This is a genomic window from Sphingobium sp. B2D3C, assembly GCF_025961835.1.
In the GTDB taxonomy this organism is placed as follows: domain Bacteria; phylum Pseudomonadota; class Alphaproteobacteria; order Sphingomonadales; family Sphingomonadaceae; genus Sphingobium.
Window position 1 is genome coordinate 2588810 of sequence record NZ_JAOQOK010000001.1, and the last position, 20960, is coordinate 2609769.

The 20960-nt window shown below is 63.9% G+C and carries 14 protein-coding genes and 1 pseudogene; 3 read left to right on the forward strand and 12 right to left on the reverse strand.

Annotated features, from left to right (window positions below):
* Window positions 1–51: 51 nt before the first annotated feature.
* Window positions 52–683 (forward strand): annotated as a pseudogene (locus tag M2339_RS12010) (tyrosine-type recombinase/integrase).
* A 238-nt stretch (window positions 684–921) separates the two neighbouring features.
* A complete protein-coding gene (locus M2339_RS12015; RefSeq protein WP_264586460.1) occupies window positions 922–1167 on the forward strand; it encodes a hypothetical protein in 246 nt (81 codons plus the stop codon).
* A gap of 67 nt (window positions 1168–1234) precedes the next feature.
* Here M2339_RS12015 and M2339_RS12020 read toward each other — a convergent pair whose 3' ends face one another.
* The 5 genes from M2339_RS12020 to M2339_RS12040 form a co-directional block, all read right to left on the reverse strand.
* A complete protein-coding gene (locus tag M2339_RS12020; RefSeq protein ID WP_264586459.1) occupies window positions 1235–1771 on the reverse strand; it encodes an ester cyclase in 537 nt (178 codons plus the stop codon).
* A gap of 265 nt (window positions 1772–2036) precedes the next feature.
* Entirely contained in the window at window positions 2037–3575 is a 1539-nt protein-coding gene (locus tag M2339_RS12025; RefSeq protein ID WP_264586458.1) for a carboxylesterase/lipase family protein, read from the reverse strand.
* A gap of 227 nt (window positions 3576–3802) precedes the next feature.
* Window positions 3803–6316 (reverse strand): TonB-dependent receptor, encoded by a 2514-nt coding sequence (locus M2339_RS12030; protein WP_264586457.1) that lies wholly within the window; start codon window positions 6314–6316, stop codon window positions 3803–3805.
* Window positions 6317–6432: 116 nt separating this feature from the next.
* On the reverse strand, window positions 6433–7896 hold the full coding sequence (locus M2339_RS12035) for a carotenoid oxygenase family protein (RefSeq protein ID WP_264586456.1): 1464 nt from the start codon (window positions 7894–7896) through the stop codon (window positions 6433–6435).
* 326 nt (window positions 7897–8222) lie between these two features.
* A complete protein-coding gene (locus tag M2339_RS12040) occupies window positions 8223–8936 on the reverse strand; it encodes a FadR/GntR family transcriptional regulator (protein ID WP_181560778.1) in 714 nt (237 codons plus the stop codon).
* Between the two features lie 464 nt (window positions 8937–9400).
* On the opposite strand from M2339_RS12040, the gene M2339_RS12045 reads away from it, so the two are divergent.
* Window positions 9401–10015, forward strand: coding sequence for a DUF3237 family protein (locus tag M2339_RS12045; protein ID WP_181560779.1), 615 nt, complete (start codon window positions 9401–9403; stop codon window positions 10013–10015).
* Window positions 10016–10220: 205 nt separating this feature from the next.
* Here M2339_RS12045 and M2339_RS12050 read toward each other — a convergent pair whose 3' ends face one another.
* The 7 genes from M2339_RS12050 to M2339_RS12080 form a co-directional block, all read right to left on the reverse strand.
* Window positions 10221–11036 carry a dienelactone hydrolase family protein gene (locus tag M2339_RS12050; RefSeq protein WP_264606358.1) on the reverse strand — a complete coding sequence of 272 codons (816 nt, stop codon included), beginning with the start codon at window positions 11034–11036 and terminating at the stop codon, window positions 10221–10223.
* A gap of 496 nt (window positions 11037–11532) precedes the next feature.
* Window positions 11533–12324, reverse strand: coding sequence for a uroporphyrinogen-III C-methyltransferase (gene cobA, locus M2339_RS12055; RefSeq protein WP_264586454.1), 792 nt, complete (start codon window positions 12322–12324; stop codon window positions 11533–11535).
* Entirely contained in the window at window positions 12317–14914 is a 2598-nt protein-coding gene (locus M2339_RS12060) for a nitrate reductase (RefSeq protein WP_264588304.1), read from the reverse strand. The genes cobA and M2339_RS12060 overlap by 8 nt, the downstream gene beginning before the upstream one ends.
* A gap of 127 nt (window positions 14915–15041) precedes the next feature.
* Complete coding sequence (gene nirD, locus M2339_RS12065; protein WP_264586453.1) at window positions 15042–15380, reverse strand: nitrite reductase small subunit NirD; 339 nt, start codon at window positions 15378–15380, stop codon at window positions 15042–15044.
* Window positions 15377–17911, reverse strand: a complete 2535-nt coding sequence (gene nirB, locus M2339_RS12070; protein WP_264586452.1) for a nitrite reductase large subunit NirB — start codon at window positions 17909–17911, stop codon at window positions 15377–15379. The genes nirD and nirB overlap by 4 nt, the downstream gene beginning before the upstream one ends.
* 206 nt (window positions 17912–18117) lie before the next feature.
* Entirely contained in the window at window positions 18118–19308 is a 1191-nt protein-coding gene (locus M2339_RS12075) for an alginate export family protein (protein WP_264586451.1), read from the reverse strand.
* Window positions 19309–19364: 56 nt separating this feature from the next.
* A complete protein-coding gene (locus tag M2339_RS12080) occupies window positions 19365–20615 on the reverse strand; it encodes a nitrate/nitrite transporter (protein WP_264586450.1) in 1251 nt (416 codons plus the stop codon).
* Window positions 20616–20960 lie beyond the last annotated feature (345 nt).

Here is a 20960-nt window from a genome sequence, read left to right on the forward strand (position 1 = left end):
GCCCCAGTGAGTTAATCTTCCAAAGGCCATTCCGGCCAATGGAGAAGGGTCATGGGACATTCAGGCCTTGACCCGCTGTGCACGAGCGGCGTCCTTGGAATGCAGGCCAGAACGTCACGCCCAAACGCCCTCTAAGCCGCGTGATATATGGGCAATCCGGTTTTATCTCGACGAGCGCCGACGGTTGCGTGATCGAGCATTGTTCGACCTGGCAATCGACAGCGAGCTTCGAGGGTGTGATCTTGTCAAACCCAAGATCAGTGATGTCGTAAGCGCCGGAAACATTCGCAGTCGGTCGACCGTCATCCAGCAGAACATTGGGAGACCAGTGCAGTTCGAGATCATGCAAGAAGCTCGAAAGAGTCTGACAACATGGCTCGAACGACGCCACGGTTCCGCGCAGGACTTTCCTTTTCCCAGTCGTGTGGATTACCTTGGTCACCTCATCTACGAGGCAATATGCTTGCCTCGTAGATGAGTGGGTTTCGACGGTGGGCCTCGATTATCGGGAGGACGGCACGCACTCGCTGCGTCGGACGAAAGCATCTCTGATGTGCAAAGCGACAGCAAATTTGAGAGCGGTGCAGATCCTGCTCGGCCATACCAATATTGAAAACACCTTGCGATATCTGAGCGTTGATATCGACGATGCACTGACCTTGTCAGAAAGGACCGAAATTTGAGCGATTGCCGGCCCCGCGACCTGCTCGTGGAGCCGGTATTAGACCATGAACCTACGGCAGCATTCAGGGATAGTGCCCCGTTTTGGGGATGACCGCTGTGTTGGCGAAACGCGAAGGCTTACAAGCTCGCACCGTTGGCCCTAAGGGCTTCAATAACCCTAGCTTCTGCCAAGGATAGCGCACTCTTCCAATCCGTCCCTGGCGCGCGGCGGCAAAAGCGTGATGACGGCGAGGCGTGATGGACCAAGTAGCATCTGGCGACGCAGCCTCCTCTCTGACCGATAGCTGGCGCACCATCCTCGATCTGGGCAACAGCAGGATCAGGATTACCTGTCCCGACGGCACGCGAAGAACTGTATCCCGGATCCGGGCGCGGCTGATCGAGCTGACATCGCTCAACTGCAAGCGGCGGATCATGTTTCAGGATTTTATCGCTTTGGTTCTCCAAGCTCTGGAAATGACGCAGGGCAATAGGCGCAGTTGAGACACTTGACATTGCGGCCGAACGCTACCCGCGCGCTTCTCGCAACTCACGGGATTCCCTTTAGCAGTCAGAGCTTCTTCTGATTTGGGTCGATCTTGGGCTCGCCCTTCAGCATCGGATCCCAATGCTCCGCGATCTTGCCGTTTTCGATCCGGAACATGTCGAACCAGGTTGTGTAATAGGTCTGCCCGTTCGCGTCCTTCTCGGGGCGCACAAATGCAATGACGACCTTGTCCCGCTCCGCCGTGATGTCGACCATGGGGAGGCTCAATTTTGCCTCCACAGGCCGCTGCGGGCGCGAGGACCGGACATAATCCATCACGCCGGCCAAACCCTGGGCGGCATTGGGATTATGCTGGATGTAATCCTTCGCGATGAACTCGTGCGCGCGATCAACCTGACCAGCCACGAGCACGATCCGATACATGTCGTACACCAGCCGCTTGTTCCGCGCGAGCTTGGGGTCCTTGCTGGCGAGCAAGGCAGCGTGATCCGCCGGGACGGACGGCGCTGCTGCCGGCGCTTCATGCGATGAGGGCGGGGCCACAGCCGTCGTCGAGTCCGGGGCCATGGCAAGAGCGGTAGCGAGCAGGATCGATATCATGGGAGAAGCCTAGCATGACAGAGGCGGAAAAAGGTAGGACTTTTAAGTGCCGCCAATCCCTCTCGGCTAGAGATCGGACGGCGAGGCAACACTTTGTTGTGAAACGACAATAATCTGCGCCAGCGGCGAACGGTTTTACCATCTTTGGGCGAAAGCGGCTTTGCGCGGGGAGCGCCGACCTTAAAAACCAGAGTATTGATCAAGTGTCTCGCACTCGCTCCCGACGGCCCCGTCACGGCGACACCTTGAGAATTCCCGCGACTGCTCAGTCACGCAAGGCAGCCGCGACGGTTGCCAGTTCGGCGTGGTCGCTGCCGGTGTCGAGCCGGGTCTGATCGTCGTAGATCATGGTCGCAGGTCGGTCTCGATTTGCAGCCGCCCAGCGCGGCAAACCCGGTCCGTTGGGGTCACCGGTCCCGGCAAATCGGGTCCAGGCGCCGGCCATGATATTGGACAGCTTCAGCGCGGCCGCGTCCCCTCCGGTCATCGTGGCGCAGCGTTCGGCATTGGCGAACGCGTAGGGAATATCCGCACAATGGAATGCGCGTGGCCGGCCATCCAGCACCGGCGCAGGGCGTGCGAACTGGTACAGCCATGCGCCTGCTCCGCCGATGGCGGCCTTGCGACGGGCAAATTCCATCGCGCTGAGGCGCAGCGGCGCGGTCGCGATGCGTGACCATAGATCGCAGGGCAAAGCATGCGGCGTGCGACCTTTGAAGGCCTCGATAATGCCGTCCGCACGATCGCCGAACAGGCCGGTGACCCGTTCCCGCAATTGCGCTGCCGATAAAGCCTCGAACGCCGGGTCGTTGATGCCGGTTGCGAATTCGTTGAGCGTGGTGCCGACGATCAGCGGCACATGCGCGGAATTCGCCAGTGCGCCATCGGAGAGCACGCCGCCGGGAAGAGTGGCCCCGCCGATAACCGGCCCAAATGAGAAGCGCGGCAAATTTCGCGGATCGATGGGGCTTCCCGCAAGCTTGGGATTGAGCCGCCGCGCTGCCGCATTCGATGCCGCAAGCAACTGCGGATAGGGCACATCCTGCACGGCGCGCGCCGACGTCCTCGCAATGCCCAGTTCCGCGAGCGTTGCGGCGGCCAGGCTCGCGGCCTCGTCTACCGTCACGCCGGTGGGGACATAGCCGCTCTGGACGATCGCCCGGTGAAACAGACCGCGCGCCTGGGGCATGGCCATCAGCGCCGCGACCTTGCGTCCGCCGCCCGACTGGCCGAACAGCGTGACGCGCGCCGGATCGCCGCCGAACGCTGCGATATTGTCGCGCACCCATTGCAGCGCGGCGACGATATCAAGCAGACCGACATTGCCGGAGTCCGCGAAGGCGGAATCGAACGTCGACAGATCGAGAAACCCGAGCGCGTTGAGCCGATGGTTCAACGTGACCACCACGACGTCGTGCAGGTCGGCCAGATTATGGCCATCGAAGGCGGGCAGGTCATGACCCGATCCGGCGATGAACGCACCGCCGTGCAGCCAGACCATCACGGGTCGGGGGCGACCGACATCGCCCCGCGTCCAGATATTGAGCCGCAAGCAGTCTTCGCGCTCGTAACTGTCATTCCATTGAAAAATGAACGCTTCTTCGTCATTGGCCCGACCTGATCCGCGATCTTGCGGACAGACCGGCCCGAAGCTCAGTGCGCTGCGCACGCCCGACCACGGACGGGGCGGACGTGGCGGCAGGAAGCGATTTGGCCCGGCCGTATCATCCGCATAGGGAATGCCCTTGAAGGTCAGGACATCCCCTTGCCGATAGCCGGCCAGCACTCCCGACTGCGTTTCCACGCGTGCCGTATCCCGGCCTGCTGATACCGCCTGCCGGCCAGTGCGCGAGGGAGCAACAGCGGCGGCTGCCATGCGAGGGGTCTGGGTGCTGGCAGCGACGATCGCGGCGCCGCCCGTTAATATCGCTCTCCGACCGACTTTCACCCTGCCGCCTCCATCCTATTTCATCTTATGGTTCTCGAGGCGGGGCAGAGATCGCATCGCAACCACCGCCCCGCCGCCGATCATCAGAACGAACGCTTCACAGTCAGGCGCCACTGCCGCGGCGCGGCCGGGAAGCCGTTCACCGTGCCATTGGTCGCACGGTTATCCAGATAAGCGTAGTAATAAAGCTTGTTCGTCAGGTTCATGACGTTCGCAATCACCTGCCAATCGCCGCCCGGAGCATCCCAGGTCAGGCCTGCATTGAGCAGCGTATAGGCCGGCACCTTGTTGAACGTCGTGTTGGGGATCGACGTCTGGAAGCTGGACTGGAACGTCATGTCCAGCCGTGGCGTCAGAGTGCCGAAATTGGCCGTATCGATGCGATACTGGGCGCTCGCGCTGCCCTTCCAGTCGGAGATCAGCGGGAACTTGGAGTCCAGCGTGGTGCCGGCGCTGATCGCCGTCGCCTGCAGCGACTTGAAGCCGATGTTGATGTAGCCGACTGCCGCCTGAAGCGTGAGACTGCTGGTCGGGCGAGCGGTCAGTTCCAGTTCACCGCCCTTGGTCACCGCCTTGCCGACGTTCAGCAGCGCGCTGCACGGCTGTGCATAGCTTGCCAGAGGCACATCCGGATAAGCCGGGTTGGCCGGGCACGCGCTGACCGGGAGCTGGAGATCGGTGTAGTTGCCATAGAAGAAGCTGCCGTTGACGCGCAGCTTGCGGTCGAACAGGTCGCTCTTGAAGCCAACCTCATAGGAGGTCAGCTTTTCCGGCGCGAACGGGATGACCTGATAGATATTGTAAGGCCGCGGGTTGATGCCGCCGCCCTTGAAGCCGGTCGCGACCGACGCATAGGTCATGATCGTGGGGGTCCACTGATACTGCGCTGCGATGCGATAATCGACATTGTCGCCCTTGAAGGTGCCCGAGGCGCCATTCACCGGGCAGACCGCCACATTGACGATCGTCCCGCCCGCTTCGGGGCAGGGCAGATAGGGCGGGCCATCGGGATGGCCGCCGAGCTGCGTGCCCGGCACGCCGAGGCGGCCGAACTTGAAGGTCTTTTCCTGCTTCGAGTAGCGCAGCCCGCCGATCAGCTGCAGCTTGTCGGTCACGCTCCAGTCGACGTTGCCGAACACGGCATAGGTCTTCGCCGGCACGCGATCCCGCCCGATGAAGTCGAAGGGCGGGATGTCGATGCGCGAATCCAGCGCGGTAAACTCATCCATGAAGAAGCCGCCGAGCGTCAGATTAACCGCATCCTGCATCAGGCTGGCATTAACGCGCAGCTCCTGCGTCACCTCGCGATAGGTCAGCGCATTGAAGCTCTGCGCCAGCGGGACAGGCGTCGCATCATTATCCTGCGAGAACTCCATCTTCTGCTTGCGATAGGCTGTGATCGACTTGAACGAGACATTGTCTGCGAGCTTGTAGTCGATCGTCAGGGAGACGCCGCCGCCCTTGGTCGCCGAGCTTGAATCCAGGCAATAGGCGCCCGAGCGGCTGCTCGGGGTCGGGTCGCAATAGGTCGCGTAGTTGGTATAGGGGCTCGTGCTGAAGCTGTCGCCAGCGAACGCGCCGAACGGGGAATAGCTGATGAATTGCGACGCGCCGGTCGCGGTGCCGATGCTGACGCCATTGATGCTATTCTTGGGCGTCAGGCTGTCATTGCGGGCATAAAGCAACGTCTGCGGCGTGCCTTCCGACTTGTCGCTGACATAGTCCGCAGCAAGGTTGACCTCGAGCGCATCAGTGGGCACCCAGCGCAGCTGGACGCGCCCGGCTGCCACGGCCTTCCCGCCTTCAGTGCCGAGCTTGCAGTTCGCATCACGCGCGAAGGACGGAACCTGCGTACCCGGATGCGTGCAGGCATAATCGTACCGCGTGACATAGCCATCCTTGTGGTCGGTCACGCCGGTGATCCGCATGAACAGGCGATCGGGCACCAGCGTCATGTCCGCTGCCGCATTCACGCGCACGTTATTGTAGCTTCCGTAAGAGAGCGAGATGAACCCGCCGCCATTGCCGGTCGGCTTCTTGGAATAGAGCTTCACCGAGCCGCCGATCGAGTTCTGCCCGGCCAACGTGCCCTGCGGACCGCGCAGGACCTCGATGCGATCGAGGTCGACCAGATCGAAGTTCGCGCCAGCGATGGTGCCGTAATAGACGTCGTCGATATAGGTGCCGACGCCGGGCGACACGGCGGGATTGAAGTCCACCTGGCCCACGCCGCGAATGAAGGACTGAACCGACGGACCGGCGCCAGCGGGAGCCGGCTGGAGCACGACGTTGGGGGCTTGGGCCGCGATATCGCTGACGGTGGTCAGCCCCTGCGCGGCGATCGTCTCAGCCGACAAGGCCGTGATCGCGAGCGGCGTTTTCTGGGCGCTCTGGCCACGGAACTGCGCGGTCACGACGATTTCGCTGATGCCGTCCTCGGCCTGTGCGGTCGGTTCCGCCTGATTAACGGGTGCCGTCGACGGAGCCGCCTCCTGCGCAAAGGCGGGTGCCGCACAAGCGATTGCCATCGCGCCGACCGCGACGGAGTTGCGCAACCAGGTCGCGCCGTTGATTTGCCAGATGCTCATGGTCTTCATTCTTTCCCTCCTAAAAGCACCGCTCTCGACGAGCGGGCCGAACCATTGAATTTCAATCGATTGCAAAACTGCAATGAAAAAGAAGGCGCCGGGCGCCCGGAATTACTGCTTTGGTTTCAGGTCGTTGCCAGCGCCAGTTGGGTGGCTGGCACCCATGTGCCATGCACCTGAGCGCGCAAGGGCAGCGGCACATGCACCTTGGCAACCGGCCCCGCCCCGACCGCGCCAGCATCGATGACCCATAGCTGCGAGGCGAAGGCCTGATCGCCGACCTGGCGATCGACCACAGCAAGCAGCCACCCGTCATGCCCTGGCGCGGCCGAGGGCACGTGAACGGGCTCGCTGATTGCGTGACCGGGCGGCAGTGCGAGCGCGTCGAGCCCGCCATGCGCCACATCGATGCGGATGAGCATGTTGAAGGTCATGCCGACCGGGCCGCCGGGCAGCGGAGGCGGCCCATTCGGATTGACCGTCAGATACCAGCCGAAGCTGTACGGCAGGCCGGTATCGGCATCGCGAATGCGCGGCATGTCGCCCGGGGGGCCGAGCGGCCGCACCTCGTAGGAAGAGCTATCCTTGGTGAGGTCGAACGTCCAGCGTTCGAAGGCACCGCGGATCTCCTGCTGACCGCGCTGGATTCCTCCCGCTTCGCGCATGAACGGAAATGCGTTCGTGTCGGATACAAAGATGTCGAGATGAACCCGATCGCCTTCATCGAAGGCGTTCATGATATGAAAAGCGGACGCGCCAGCCGCGCCTTCGAACCAGCGCATCGCAGCGACATCGCCATCGCGCGGCATGATTCCAACGCGGCAGGTCAGGTCCTGCTCATGGGCCCATTTCGGCCCGCCGGCGCGCAGCCGCTCAAGATCGGTGGTGGTCGGAAAAATCGGGAAAATCGCGCGGCTCTTCGTGATCGCAAAGTCATGGATCATGCCGCCATAGGGCTGGTCGAACCACTGCTCGCGAACGAGGTTGCCGTCGCGATCCGCAATCCCATAGGCGATCGCCCGCGAACATTGGCCATCGGCCTCATAGCCGAAGAAGAACAATTCGCCGGTCTCGGGATCGATCCGCGAATGGGCCGTCATCGTCTCCGATTTGAGGGCGCCGCCGAAATCCCAGGCACCGAGCGTGTCCAGGGTAGTCGGATCCACGCGATAGGCGCGGCCATCCTCCTTCGTCATGAACAGCCGACCTGCATGCCAAAGCGGCGTCGTGTTCGCGACCGTGCGATCAACGCCCGCAACGCTGGGGTCATCGGTAAAGGGATTGCGATACTGGCCGAACAGCGCGCGCCGGGCTTCGCGCTCGGCCGCATAACGCGCGGTTTCGACATAGCGAATGTCATAATCCACAGAGCCGTGTTCGAACTTGAAACGCGCGATCATCCCGTCTCCCGACAGGATATGATCGTCATCGAACATGGGCGGGTGGGCCGGATCCGGGACCGCGCGAAAGAAGGCGCCTTCAATCTCGGACGGGATCTCGCCTTCCACCAGCAGGTTGCGGACAGACGCTTCGGTGCGAACAGGCGTATTAAGGCCCGTGAAATGAATGGTCTGAGGAAAAGCGGTCATGACAGGACTCCGGCAGAGCTAATCCGCCGCAGTTGGTCCGCATCTAGCGAATCGCCGATTATCTGACCGTCCGCCATCCCAAGCCCCTCACATCTATGTCTTTTCAGCATCTTAAGATGCTTCAGCCCTATAAATATTCACCGTCCGGCCGATCGTCTGGCCACGACGCGCCGGCGCCGATACCAACATCGCGCGGACGGGGCCACAAAAAAACAGACAATTTGAGGAAAACCACACAGAATGCTCATGGCATATACTGCGCAATAGCGAGTGCTACGGGGCAGGGCGCTTTATGATCGGCAGGGCCCGGTAGCCCGCGTCGCAGGTCAGGTGCTGCGGATCAGGCCTTCCATGGCAGCGGATGCTTCCTCGGCTGCGCCCGCGGCAACGGCATCAAACAGCGCCCAATGTTCGCGCACGGTTTCGCGCGGCGTGCTGCTGCCGCCCTGAAATTCCGTGTACCACAGCACAAAAGTGCCAAGGCTGTTGCCCAGATTGACCAGCGGGGGATTGGCCGTCGCCTGCAACAGCACTTCATAGAACTGGCGGTTCGCCGCCTGTCCCTTCTCGCTTGTCAGGCCAAAACGTTCCATATCCTGCAAAGCCTCGCGCATTCTCGCGATCTGCTGGAGCGTGCGCCGCTGCGCTGCAAGGCTTGCAATTGCGGGCTCAATGATCAGGCGCATCTCGACCAATCCCTCGAGCACGGATGTCGAGGCGCCGCCTTCGAACATCCACTCCATCACGTCCGGGTCAAGCAACGCCCAGCGCGTGATGGGCATGACAACGGTGCCGGTGCGCTGGCGGGACTCAACCAGGCCCTTGGCGGCAAGCACACGGATCGCCTCACGGTAGGCGCTGCGGGAAACGCTCAGCTCATCGCTGGCATTGAGCTCAGTCGCAAGGATATCGCCGGGATGATGCTTGCCCGTTACGATCGCCACGCCGAGATCGTGCGCGATCCGACGGTGCAGGCTCGTTTTTTGCCGCTTCAGCTGCACCGGCCGGCGGCTCGCCTTGTTCGTTGCGGATTTTGTCATTGCCCACCCATGGTTGCGCCGAGTTTTGCAGCGTCAGCTAGCCGGATTGCGGCCTTAAAGCCAGCATGCCGCACACAAGTTGCCAGATTATGCAGCGAATTTATGCCTTTGCCGCTCGTGCAGAGAGCGCTGGTGCGACGAACTGTCCGCCGATTTGCGATGGCGCGGCGGGGCCGGAACCGGGCGTCCGCGCGCTCATCACGCTCTAAGAAGATTGGAATATGGGCTCTTAATAGCCGTTTTCCGCGGCGCGCGGCTGTCCGTGCAGGAATCTGACACGAAATTGGAGCCATCATGCCGTGGGCAAGACCGCCAATCTTGCCAATGATCTGTTTTTTTGCGACCAAGATCCGCCTCACCGGTCCTCGACTGGTGTTTATGGTCTGACAATTCTGCGGTACCCGTGTTTCTGCATCCCCATCGTCAGCCTGCGAGAGCCTTCGGGCGATAGAGAGGAAGTCTATATGAGTAATGAGTCATTTTCGCGCCGCAGCCTGTTGTCTGCCGGCATCGGCGCTGCTGGTGTCGCCACTGCATTCCCGGCCATGGCCGCTGCCCAAACGAGCGCAGCGGCCGCGCGGCAGCAGCAGATCTCCGACATGACCGGAAAGGCGCTGACGCCGCCGAGCTTCGAATTCGCATTCGAAATCAAGATCGAGCTGGGCAAGCGCCTGCGTTACGGCCCGACCTTCTGGGGCATGGATCGCGGCTATGTTGGTGTTCTCGGCGGCACCGTGAAAGGCCCCAAGCTGAACGGCAAGATCATCCCGCACAGCGGTGGCGATTGGCCGACGGTGAAACCGGACGACACGGTGCGGTTCGACGCCCGCTACCTGATCGAGGCCGATGACGGCACCATCATCGAGCTGCACAACACCGGCGTTCGCTATGGCAGCAAAGAGGTGCTGGAACGGATGCGCAAATATGAGCCCGTCGATCCTTCCGAATATTATATGGGCCTTACCCCGCGCTTCGATGCGCCGGTTGGCCCGCACGACTGGCTGAGCCGCACGATTTTCGTCGGCAAGGCGGACCGCCGTGAGTCTCAATCCATCTTCACTTATTGGGCGATGGTGTAACGAGGCGCCGCTGCTCCCGGGGGGCATCGGCTGATGCCGTCGCGCCCCCCGGGGGACGGCCATTCTTAGCCATCACGCCAGATGGCGAGATGCTCGGGATCAATCTCCTTCCAGGTGGAACCGGGATAAAAAATAGCGGCTCCTCGTCATATAAGAGGAGCCGCTGTTTGGCAGCCTATCGGCACGGACTGATGATCCGTCCCGCCTAGGGAATATCATGTCGCGCCAGCGTCCACTTGCTGTCACTGCAAAGCGTACAATCCGCGCCGCGGAACACCTGGGCCGCCTTCTTGTCGCCCTGTAATTGCCATTGCAGCCAGGCTGCGGTCACCCGGCTATATTCGTCTTCATCCTGCGGCCCCCAATATTGCGCGGTATGCCCCACGCCGCTGCGATAGGCCCACACCGCTGGCACAGAGCGCAACCGGCTGAAATCATCCTTGCTGTTCGCGTGGGCGCCATCGGATGGATCGCCGCTGAAATAGGCGATGGGCACTTTGACTCGCGCCAGATCGGCTTTGGTTACGCGCGCACCCGGCAGACCGCCCGGACCGGTGGACCAAACCCCGCTGTTGAGGATGACCGCTGTCGTCACCCGAGGATCTGCCACCGTCACCGCCAGCGCCTGCAGCCCGCCACAGGAATGACCCATCACGGCAACATGGCGCGTGTCGACCCGCTTGAAATAGGCGCTACCGCGACGCTGGCTCTCCGCCGTAGCCCAATCGATCGCCCTGCTCAGTTCCACGGATTCGGAAGGGCCAGGCGCGTTGAAATCGATCGGGCCCGTCGGCATGTAGGGCTCGGCATCATGATCCGTCTCGTATCGCGCATCGCCGATCTGCCCGACCGCAATCACCAAAAAGCCCCGCGATGCGATATCCGTCAGGAACCTGCGGTAGCGATTGCCCACCGCCGCGCAGCCGCCATTCCCCCAGGCGACGATCGGCATACGGCCTTTGACGCCCTCAGGGCGATAAACGACGTGGTTGGGCAAGCTCGGCACCGTCTCCATCGTCACCGTGAACGGCCCGGTACGCGGCAAAAGCCTGACCGATTCAACAGGTGCCGCCGGAGTCGGAGTTGGAGCCGCCAAAAGTGAAGCCGGCCAGCTAAGGCCGACCACGACTATTGCGATGATGGCATACTCCTCAACGCGGGTACCGATCGATTTCAGACCCGTCTCAAGCGACAGTCTTCTAAACATCTGATGCAGTCCTTATGGAGGATTTAGCCGCCTGCCAGCTATTCGATCCACTGGCATGCGGGAGTTCGTTGGAACCCATTTTCTGCAATTGCAAGGTGAAACCAAGGCGGGCGTCGTGATTGCATCGCTACCAAAATTCAGCAGCGCATAAACTTTGAAGATACTGCGCCCTCAGACACCTGAGAAATCAAGCGTCTGGACATTGGTTACGCTACACAATCGTTTAAGTTCAGATCAGGAAAAATCGCCTGACACAGCGTCCTGTTGCGAAAGGACGCTGCCATTTCGACCCTGTCATCTGAGCGATAGATCAATCCTGCGTGGTAGCCTGTCCTATCTGCGCCAACGCCGCGGCGCGCTTGCGCTCGCTCCCCGGGCACAGCAGCGCATCGCCGATCAGCAGCAGGGTGGGATCGTCGCGCCCGATGGTGCGCACGAGAAAGGCCAGCGCATCGAGCCGGCCGCGCAGCAGGCGCTCATCCGGGCGGGAGACATTGACGGCGACCATGACCGGTGTCTCCGGGGGCAGTCCGGCGGCAATCAGGTTGCGGGCAATTTCCGGCGCGGCGTCGCGGCCCATATAGATGGCGAGCGTCGCTTCGCCGGCAGCGAGGCGTGACCAATCCACATTGAGCGGCTCCTTGCACCGCGCATGGGCGGTGAGGAAGGTGAGTTGCCGTGCCGCCCCGCGCAGCGTGAGCGAGACGAGGCCGCTGGCGGCCGCGGCGCTGGCAGCCGTGATGCCGGGGCAGATGTGGACAGGGATGCCATGCGCGGCGCAGGCCGTCAGCTCCTCGGTCGAGCGGCCGAAGATCGAGGGATCCCCGCCCTTCAGTCGCAACACCCGCCGTCCGGCCAGTGCCGCCGCGACAATCAGCTGGTCGATCGTCGCCTGGTCCTTGCTGTGGCGGCCCGAGCGCTTGCCGACGCTGACATGCTCGGCCTGCGGGGCAAGATCGAGGATGTCTCGCCCGGCCAGCGCATCGTAGAACACCACATCGGCCTGTTCGAGCAGGCGCAGGGCCTTGCGGGTGAGCAGATCGGGATCGCCCGGCCCAGCGCCGACAAGCCAGACGGTACCGGGTGCAAATGCTTCAGCCATGGACGGCCTCCTTCGTTTCGGCAGCGATGAGCTGCGCAATGGCGGGGCGGCAGGAGCCGCAATTGGTGCCCGCGCCGAGCGCCGCGCCAATGGCAGCGGCATCAACGCGATCCTGCGCGCGAATGGCCGCGACGATGGCGTGGAGACCCACGCCGAAGCAGGCGCAGATGATCGGGCCGACATTGACTTGCGCGCCCGGCGCGCGACCGGCGAGCACCTGCGGCCCCTGCGGCTGGGCAAGCTGGCCGATGAGCCAGTCGCGCGCCGGCAGGTCGCCGTCGCGGGTGACGAACAGCACGGCGGCGAGGCGCCCGTCCTGCAGGATCGCGATGCGCCGCGTGCCGCGTGAGGGATCGCTCGCCTCGATGCGCTGACCGCGCGGCAGGGCTGCATCCAGCACGGCGGGATCACCCTCCCCGGCCAGCTCATAGAGCGCGCCATTGGGCACGGCGATGCGCGTCGCCCAGAGGCAATCCGGTGCCTTGGGGGCGCCCAGTGCCGAGCCGTGGAGGATGAGGAAGCCGCGCCAGTCGACCGCGACCGGCTCGATGCGAGCGGGCGTCATCTTGAAGCCGGGCTGACCACTGTGCGGATCGACCAGCGGACGCGCAAGCAAGCCGGTGCGCCCGCCGGTGGACTGGCAATCGGTCCAGTGGATCGGCGTGAACACCTCGCCCCGGCGCTGGCCAGGCATATGTGCGACGCGGAACAGGCTCTCTCCCTGCGGCGTGATGACGCGGGCCAGCGCGCGATCCTCCAGCCCCAACCGCGCGGCATCGGCGGGATGCACCTCAACTTGCGGCTCCTCGCGATGGCGGGCGAGTTTGGGGCTGAGGCCCGTGCGCGTCATCGTGTGCCACTGGTCCCTATAGCGCCCGGTATTGAGCGTCATCGGCCAGTCGCGCAACTGCGCCTCGGCCTCGCGCTGGACGACCGGCACCAGCCGCGCCTTGCCGTCCGGCGTGGAGAAGCGCCCATCGGCAAAGGGCGTGCCGCCCCACTGGAAAGGCTCGAGCGCGTCGTAATCCGCATTACCCAGCGCCACCTTGTCCCGCAGATCGAGCAGGCGGGCGCCCTCATTGCAATAGGTGGTCAAGCGGGCATGCTCGCGCCAGATTTCCGCCGGATGCGCATAGCCAAAGGCCGTGCGCCAGCCCATGCGGCGGCCGACTTCCTTGATGATCCACCAGTCCGGCTTCGCCTCGCCGGGCAGCGCGAGCACCGCGCGCTGGCGGCTGACGCGCCGCTCGCTGTTGGTGACGGTGCCATCCTTCTCCCCCCACGCAGCGGCGGGCAGGCGCACATGGGCGAAGCGGGTGGTATCGGTATCGGCCATCACGTCCGAGACGACGACGAACGGGCAAGTCTCCAGCGCCTCGCGCACGCGGGCGGCATCCGGCAGCGAGACGGCGGGATTGGTCGCCATCACCCACAGTGCCTTGATGCGCCCTTCCGCAATGGCGCGGAACATGTCCACTGCCTTGAGGCCCGGCTTGGTCGCCATGCGCTCGGCGGCCCAGAAGCGCCCCACCTCCGCCACGTCCTCCTCGCCAAAGCCGCGATGCGCCGCGAGCGTCGTCGCCAGCCCGCCGACCTCGCGCCCGCCCATGGCATTGGGCTGACCGGTGATCGAAAACGGCGCCGCGCCCGGCTTGCCGATGCGACCCGTGGCGAGATGGACATTGAGGATCGCGTTGACCTGATCGGTGCCGCGGATCGACTGGTTGATGCCCTGGCTGAACAGGGTGACGGCGCGCGGCGTCGCGGCAAACAAATCGTAAAAGCGCTGGAGATCGGCGGGGGGAAGGTCGCAGGTCTTTGCGATGCTCCACAGATCATGGTCGCGCTCCAGCGCCTCCCAGAAGCCCTCCGGCGAAGCGACGTGATCGGACACAAACGCCGCATCCACCAGCCCCTCGCGCCGGCAATGCGCGAGCAGGCCGTTCATCAACGCCACATCCGTGCCGGGCTTGAGCGCAAGATGCAGGTCGGCATCCTCGCACGTCTCGGTGCGGCGCGGATCGATGACGATGATTTTCGTGCCGCGCTCGGCGCGGGCGGCCATGATGCGCTGATGGACGATGGGGTGGCACCATGCGGTGTTCGAGCCGACGAGGACGATCAGGTCGGCCGCGTCGAGATCGTCATAGCTGGCGGGGACGATATCCTCGCCGAACGCGCGCTGATGGCCCGCCACCGCGCTGGACATGCACAGGCGCGAATTGGTGTCGATATTCGCTGAGCCAATGAACCCCTTCATCAGCTTGTTGGCGACGTAATAATCCTCGGTCAGTAACTGGCCCGAGACGTAGAAGGCGACGCTGTCCGGCCCGTGGCGCGCGATCGTTTCGCGGAGGCGGCGGGCCACGAGATCGAGCGCCTTGTCCCAGCCGGCCCGCTTGTTGCCGATCATCGGGTGGAGCAGACGGCCCTCCAGCCCGACCGTCTCGCCCAGATGCGTGCCCTTGGAGCACAGCCGCCCGCGATTGGCCGGGTGATCGGGATCGCCCTTGATCGCCATGCTGCGCGGGCCGATGGGCGTCGCGAGAATGCCGCAGCCGACGCCACAATAAGCGCAGGTGGTGCGGATGTTAGTCTTCTCCCCTTCAGGGGAGAGGGTTGGGAGAGGGGAACTGGGATTGGCGGGGGTCAACGACGCAATACCCCTCTCCCCAGCCCTCTCCCCTGAAGGGGAGAGGGAGAAGCAATCGCCCCCATCACGCTGCCGCCTGCAGCGTGCCGGTACGGCAGATCAGCACCCGACCGCCATCGACCTTCACGGGAATCGTCGGCGTGCAGCCCTTGTCCTCACCCTGCGCCTCGCCGGTTGCCAGCGCGATGTTCCAATTGTGCAGCGGGCAGGCGACGCTGTGGCCATGGACGATGCCCTGGCTCAGCGGGCCGCCCTTGTGCGGGCAGCGGTTGCGCAGGGCAAAGACATTGTCGTCCCCGGTGCGGAACACGGCGATCTCCCCGGCGCCATCCACGGTGACGGTGCGGCTGCCGCGCACGGGAATCTCGTTCACCCAGCCGATGTCGAGCCAATCGCCGATCATGCCATTTCCTCCGCTTTGACGGGTTTGAACTGCGCCATATGTGCGTGCTGCTCGCGCTCGCCGCCTTCCGCGCGCGCCGCCCAGGGATCGTCCTGACTGAAGCTCTGCGAATAAAGGAAGCGGGCGCACAGGGCCTCGCGCCCCACTTCGTCTTCGACGATGCGCTGCTTCACATAATCGATGCCGACCCGCTCGACCCAAGGCGCGGTGCGCTCCAGATAGCGGGCTTCCTCGCGGTAGAGCTGGATGTAGGCCGCGCAATAATCGAGCACCTGCTGCTCGGTGGAGACGCGGCAGAGTAGGTCCGTGGCGCGGACATGGATTCCGCCATTGCCTGCGACATGCAGCTCATAGCCCGAGTCCACGCAGACCACGCCAAAGTCCTTGATGGTCGCCTCCGCGCAATTGCGGGGGCAACCGGAGACGGCGATCTTGAACTTGTGGGGCATCCACGAGCCCCAGCTCATCTTCTCCAGCCGCACGCCAAGCCCGGTGGAATCCTGCGTGCCGAAGCGGCACCACTCGCTGCCCACGCAAGTCTTCACCGTGCGCAGCGCCTTGCCATAGGCATGGCCCGAGACCATGCCGGCGGCATTGAGATCGGCCCAGACGGCGGGCAGATCCTCCTTCTTGATGCCGAAGATGTCGAGCCGCTGGCCGCCGGTGACCTTGACCATCGGCGCCTCATATTTCTCGACCACATCGGCGATGGCGCGCAGCTCGCGCGGATTGGTGAGGCCGCCCCACATGCGCGGCACGACGGAATAGGTGCCGTCCTTCTGGATGTTGGCATGGAGGCGCTCGTTGACGAAGCGGCTCTGCTGGTCGTCCACATAGTCACCCGGCAGGGCGCAGAGCAGATAATAATTGAGCGCGGGACGGCAGGAGGCGCAGCCATCCGGCGTGCCCCAGTGCAGCTTCTGCATCACCTCGGGGATCGACTTCATGCCCTGCGCGATGATCTCGCGGCGCACATCGTCATGCGTGAAGCTGGTGCACTTGCACATCGTCTTGGGGCCGGACTGGACATCGTCGCCCAGCGTGATCGCCAGCAATGTCTCGACGAGGCCCGTGCAGGAACCGCAGCTTGCCGAGGCCTTGCAGGTCGCGCGCACGGCATCGAGGCTGTGCGCGCCCTTGGCGATGCAGGAGACGACCTGGCCCTTGGACACGCCGTTGCAGCCGCAAATCTCGGCATCGTCCGAGAGCGCCGCAACGGCCGCCTTAGGGTCCGCCTGCCCACCCCCGGAGGCGAAGGCCTGGCCGAAGATCAGCAGATCGCGCAGGTCCGCGACGCTCTCGCCTTTGCGGAGCAGATCGAAATACCAGCTGCCATCGCCCGTATCGCCATAGAGTACCGCGCCGACGATACGGTCATCCTGCAGCACGAGGCGCTTGTAGACGCCCCGGCTGGCATCGCGCAGCACGATGTCCTCGCAGCCCGCGCCCGCGCCGGAGAAATCGCCCGCGGAGAAGACGTCGATGCCCGAGACCTTGAGCTTGGTGGAGGTGACCGAACCGCGATAGGGGTTGACCTTGCCGGTGAGGCCGTCCGCAAGGCTGCGGCACATGTCCCACAAGGGCGCGACGAGGCCATAGACCTGCCCGTCATGCTCCACGCACTCGCCGACCGCGAGAATCGCGGGGTCCGAGGTGACCATATGATCGTCCACCTTGATGCCGCGCCCGACCTCCAAACCGGCCTCGCGCGCCAGCGCCACCGAGGGGCGGATGCCGACGGCCATGACGACGAGGCTCGCGGGGATCTCGCGGCCATCTTTCAGGCGCACGCCCTCGACCTTGCCCTGCCCAAAGATTTCAGCGGTATCGGCACCGGTGAGGATGGTCTGCCCGCGCGCCTCCAGCGCCGTCTTGAGCAGCCAGCCCGCGGCTTCATCGAGCTGGCGCTCCATGAGCGTGCCGGGCAGGTGCAGCACCGTGACCTTCATGCCGCGCAAGGAAAGCCCGTGCGCGGCCTCCAGCCCGAGCAGACCGCCACCGATCACGATGGCCTCGCCGCCACCCCCGTTATTTTTGGCATCGGCTGCGGCGACCATCGTGTCGACATCCTTCATGTCGCGGAAGCTGATGACGCCGGGCAAGTCATACCCGGGTACGGGGATGATGAACGGGTCCGATCCGGTGGCGATGAGCAGGCGGTCATAAGCGACGACCCGGCCCGAACGGCTGGTGACGGTGCGCGCGGCACGATCGATAGCGATGACCGGATCGCTCACGATCAGATCGATGCCGTTCTCCCGATACCAGTCGGCCGTATTGATGACGATCTCGTCAAAGCTCTTTTCCCCGGCCAGCACAGGGGAGAGCATGATGCGGTTATAGTTCACATGCGGCTCGGCGCCGAAGATGGTGACGCGGTAGCGCCCGGCATCGCGCGCCAGCAGCTCCTCGACGGCGCGGCAACCGGCCATGCCATTGCCGATTACCACCAGATGTTCGCGGGGGCTGGCGGGACCTGTGTCCGGGCCGTCCGCCGCATGCTCCCCCGCCCGATAATCCTGGAAGTCCATGTGCCTTGCTCCAAAACGAAAAAAAGCCGCCATCCGGGCTCCGGTGTTTGAACCGAAGCCTGGATGGCGGCTTTGCCATCACATCGCGCCTTGACGGCCCATCCGCGGGCCAGTCTCAGCTATGAAATCCGTCGGGCATCCTTGCCCTTCGCACTGCAACATGACGCGATTCGCGAAACCGCGCAAGCGATTCCGGCGCGTCATCGTCACAGCGCCCAATCCAGTTGCAGCCACAGCTTGCTGGTGTCGGTCCCGAAGCTGTCCGCCTCATAGCGTGCAAAACGCGCAGATACCGTGGCCTTATCACGCTTCACACTGGCGAGGAAATTGATCTCGTCGCCATAATGCCGCTCCAGCCGGTCACTCTCGAAGCGGTGATAAATGGCCTGCACCGTTACACCCCGCCGGCCGTAGCTTGCGCCGGCGTAAAGATCGCGCAGGCCATCGGGCGGGGTGGTGAGGAACTTGTCCGCCCAGCCCTGAAACTTGAAATTGGTGCCGAGCGGCGTCTGGAAGCTGGTGAACGCGGCGCCGCCGGACGCGCCGAGCACTTCATAGCCGGCATTGAGCTTGAGGGCGGCCACATCCAGCGTCACGTCCGCCAGCCAATAGTCCGCCGCATAATCATTGGGACTGCGGCGATAATCGCTCTGCCGCGCGTAGCTGAGCGCATAGCCGAGCTTCGTGGAGGCCGAGAGCTTGCGCGTCCCGGCAAGCCGGACGCCATAGGTCTGGCTCGATAGCCGATAGCCCTGCACCGCCGCCTCGTCCTGATCGATCAGATAGGCGAAGCCGGTAACGGTGCCGAGCGGCGTTTTGGCCGAGACGTTGGTCAGCACGCTATCGCCGTCGATGCTGCGCGGCCGGGCACCGGCGCCATCCACGCCCCAGATGGTGCGCACCTGCCAGACATAGGCGACATCCGCGCGAACGCCCGGAAGTCCGGTCCATTCCCCGCGCACGGCATCGAAGCTCTGGCCGTTCTGCCGGAAGCCCACAGCACCCACGAAGCGTTCGTCATCCAGCATGATGCGCTGCCGCCCGGCCGTCAGCGCGAAGGCGGGCGCGCGATAGGCAATCTGCGCGCGGGACAGAGCCACATTTTGCGGGTCGGCGATAAGCGGCCGGTTGGCTGCGCCGTTCAACCCGTCAAAGGCATCCCCTGCGAGGCGGAGCGTGCCCTGCCCTTCCACCAGCGCGGAGAGTGGCCCGAGGCTGGCTTGCGTGCCGGCGCGGAGCCGGGCCGTTGCCGCATCGGCTTGCGGCTGGGCCAGCCCGTCCTGATCGACGCTCTCATAGCGCAGGCGCAGTTCGGCGAGCGGCTTGACCGTCAGATCCTGGGCGCAAGCCGGCCCGGCGGCGACCAGCAGGGCCGCCGTGATAGAAAAATATTTCATGATTTTCCCCCTGATGAGACAGGCGGAGCCACCGGCCCCGCCCCATCGTCACGTCATCAGATGCGCGCGCCGGTCGTCCAGGTCGCGCGCCACTTGCTCTTGACCGCCAGCATCCCCGCGAGCGCCAGAACCGCGAGGCCGGCGAAGATCAGGAAGCCCGAGGAGAAGCTGCCAGTGAGCTGCTTGGCAAAGCCGAGCGAGGAGGCGAGGTAGAAGCCGCCCACGCCGCCAGCCATGCCGACCAGCCCGGTCATGATGCCGATTTCCGCCTGGAAGCGCTGCGGCACGAGCTGGAACACCGCACCATTGCCCGTGCCCAGGGCCAGCATGGCCAGCACGAAAAGACCGAGAGCGGCGGGGAGCGTCGTCGCCATGCTCACCCCGGCAAGGGCCAGCGCGGCGACGAGGAACACCAGCACAAGCGTGTTGATGCCGCCGACCCGATCCGCCAGCGCCCCGCCCATCGGCCGCACCAGCGATCCGGCGAACACGCAGGCCGCCGTGCAATAGCCGGCCATGATCGGGCTGAGCAGGAACTGGTCGGTAAAGTAGATACTGAGCGAGGCCGACAGTCCCGAGAAACCGCCGAACGTGACCGCATAAAAGCCCATCAGCCACCAGGCGTCCGCCGTCTGGAGCGGTTTGAAATATTCGAGGACCTTTTTGGGCGCGGGCTGATTCGGCGCGTCCTTGGCCATCACCATGTAGATCACGAAGACGATCGCGAGCGGAATGCAGGCGAGGCCCAGCACCGCGTTCCAGCCAAAGAGCTTGGCCAGCGTCGGCGCGAAGAGCGCGGCGAGGACCGTGCCGGAATTGCCCATGCCGGCAAGACCCATCGCCTTGCCCTGATGCTCGGGCGGATACCAGCGGCTGGCCAGTGGCAGCGCGATGGCAAAGCTGGCGCCCGCAAAGCCGAGGATCACACCCAGCGCCAGCGTGCCGCCGAAGCTGTCCACGCCCATCATCCAAGCCGTCAGCAGTCCGACGATGACGATGACCTGGCTGATCGCGCCGGAGAGCTTGGGACCGATCCGGTCCACCAGCAGCCCGTTCACGACGCGCAGGATGGCGCCCATCAGCGTGGGCGTTGCGACCATCAGGCCTTTCTGCGCAGCCGACAGACCCAGCGTGGCGGAGATATCCGGCGCGAGTGGGCCGAGCATCACCCAGACCATGAAGGCGAGATCGAAATAGAGAAACGAGGCGATCAGCGTCGGCTTGTGGCCCACGCGCCAGAAATTGCTTTTCTCGGATGATGCCGGTGTGGCGCTCATGCCAGTCACGTCACTGATTATCGTTGCCATGTCACGTCCCCTTAGTGACGAAGCCCCTTGATGGGCGGTGAAACGAAAAAAGCCGCTCGGCAGACGATGCGCACAAAAATGCACATGTCTGGCCAGCGGCTTTGCTGCAAAATTTGGGAGGACGCGGCCCGCTCCCTCAATGGAGCGCCTGTCCAAGCGGTCACGCCTCGTCGCGTAACGGAGATACTATCTCGCGATTCGGCTCATGTTGCAAGGCACAATTTTGGGCAGAGTTGGAGGCGGCAATCTCCTGCCCGATGAGCCAAGCTCAAACCCTCTCCCCTTGAGGGAGAGGGATGCGCAGACTTGGCAGCACGCTGCCTAGTCGAAGCTGGGAGAGGGGTA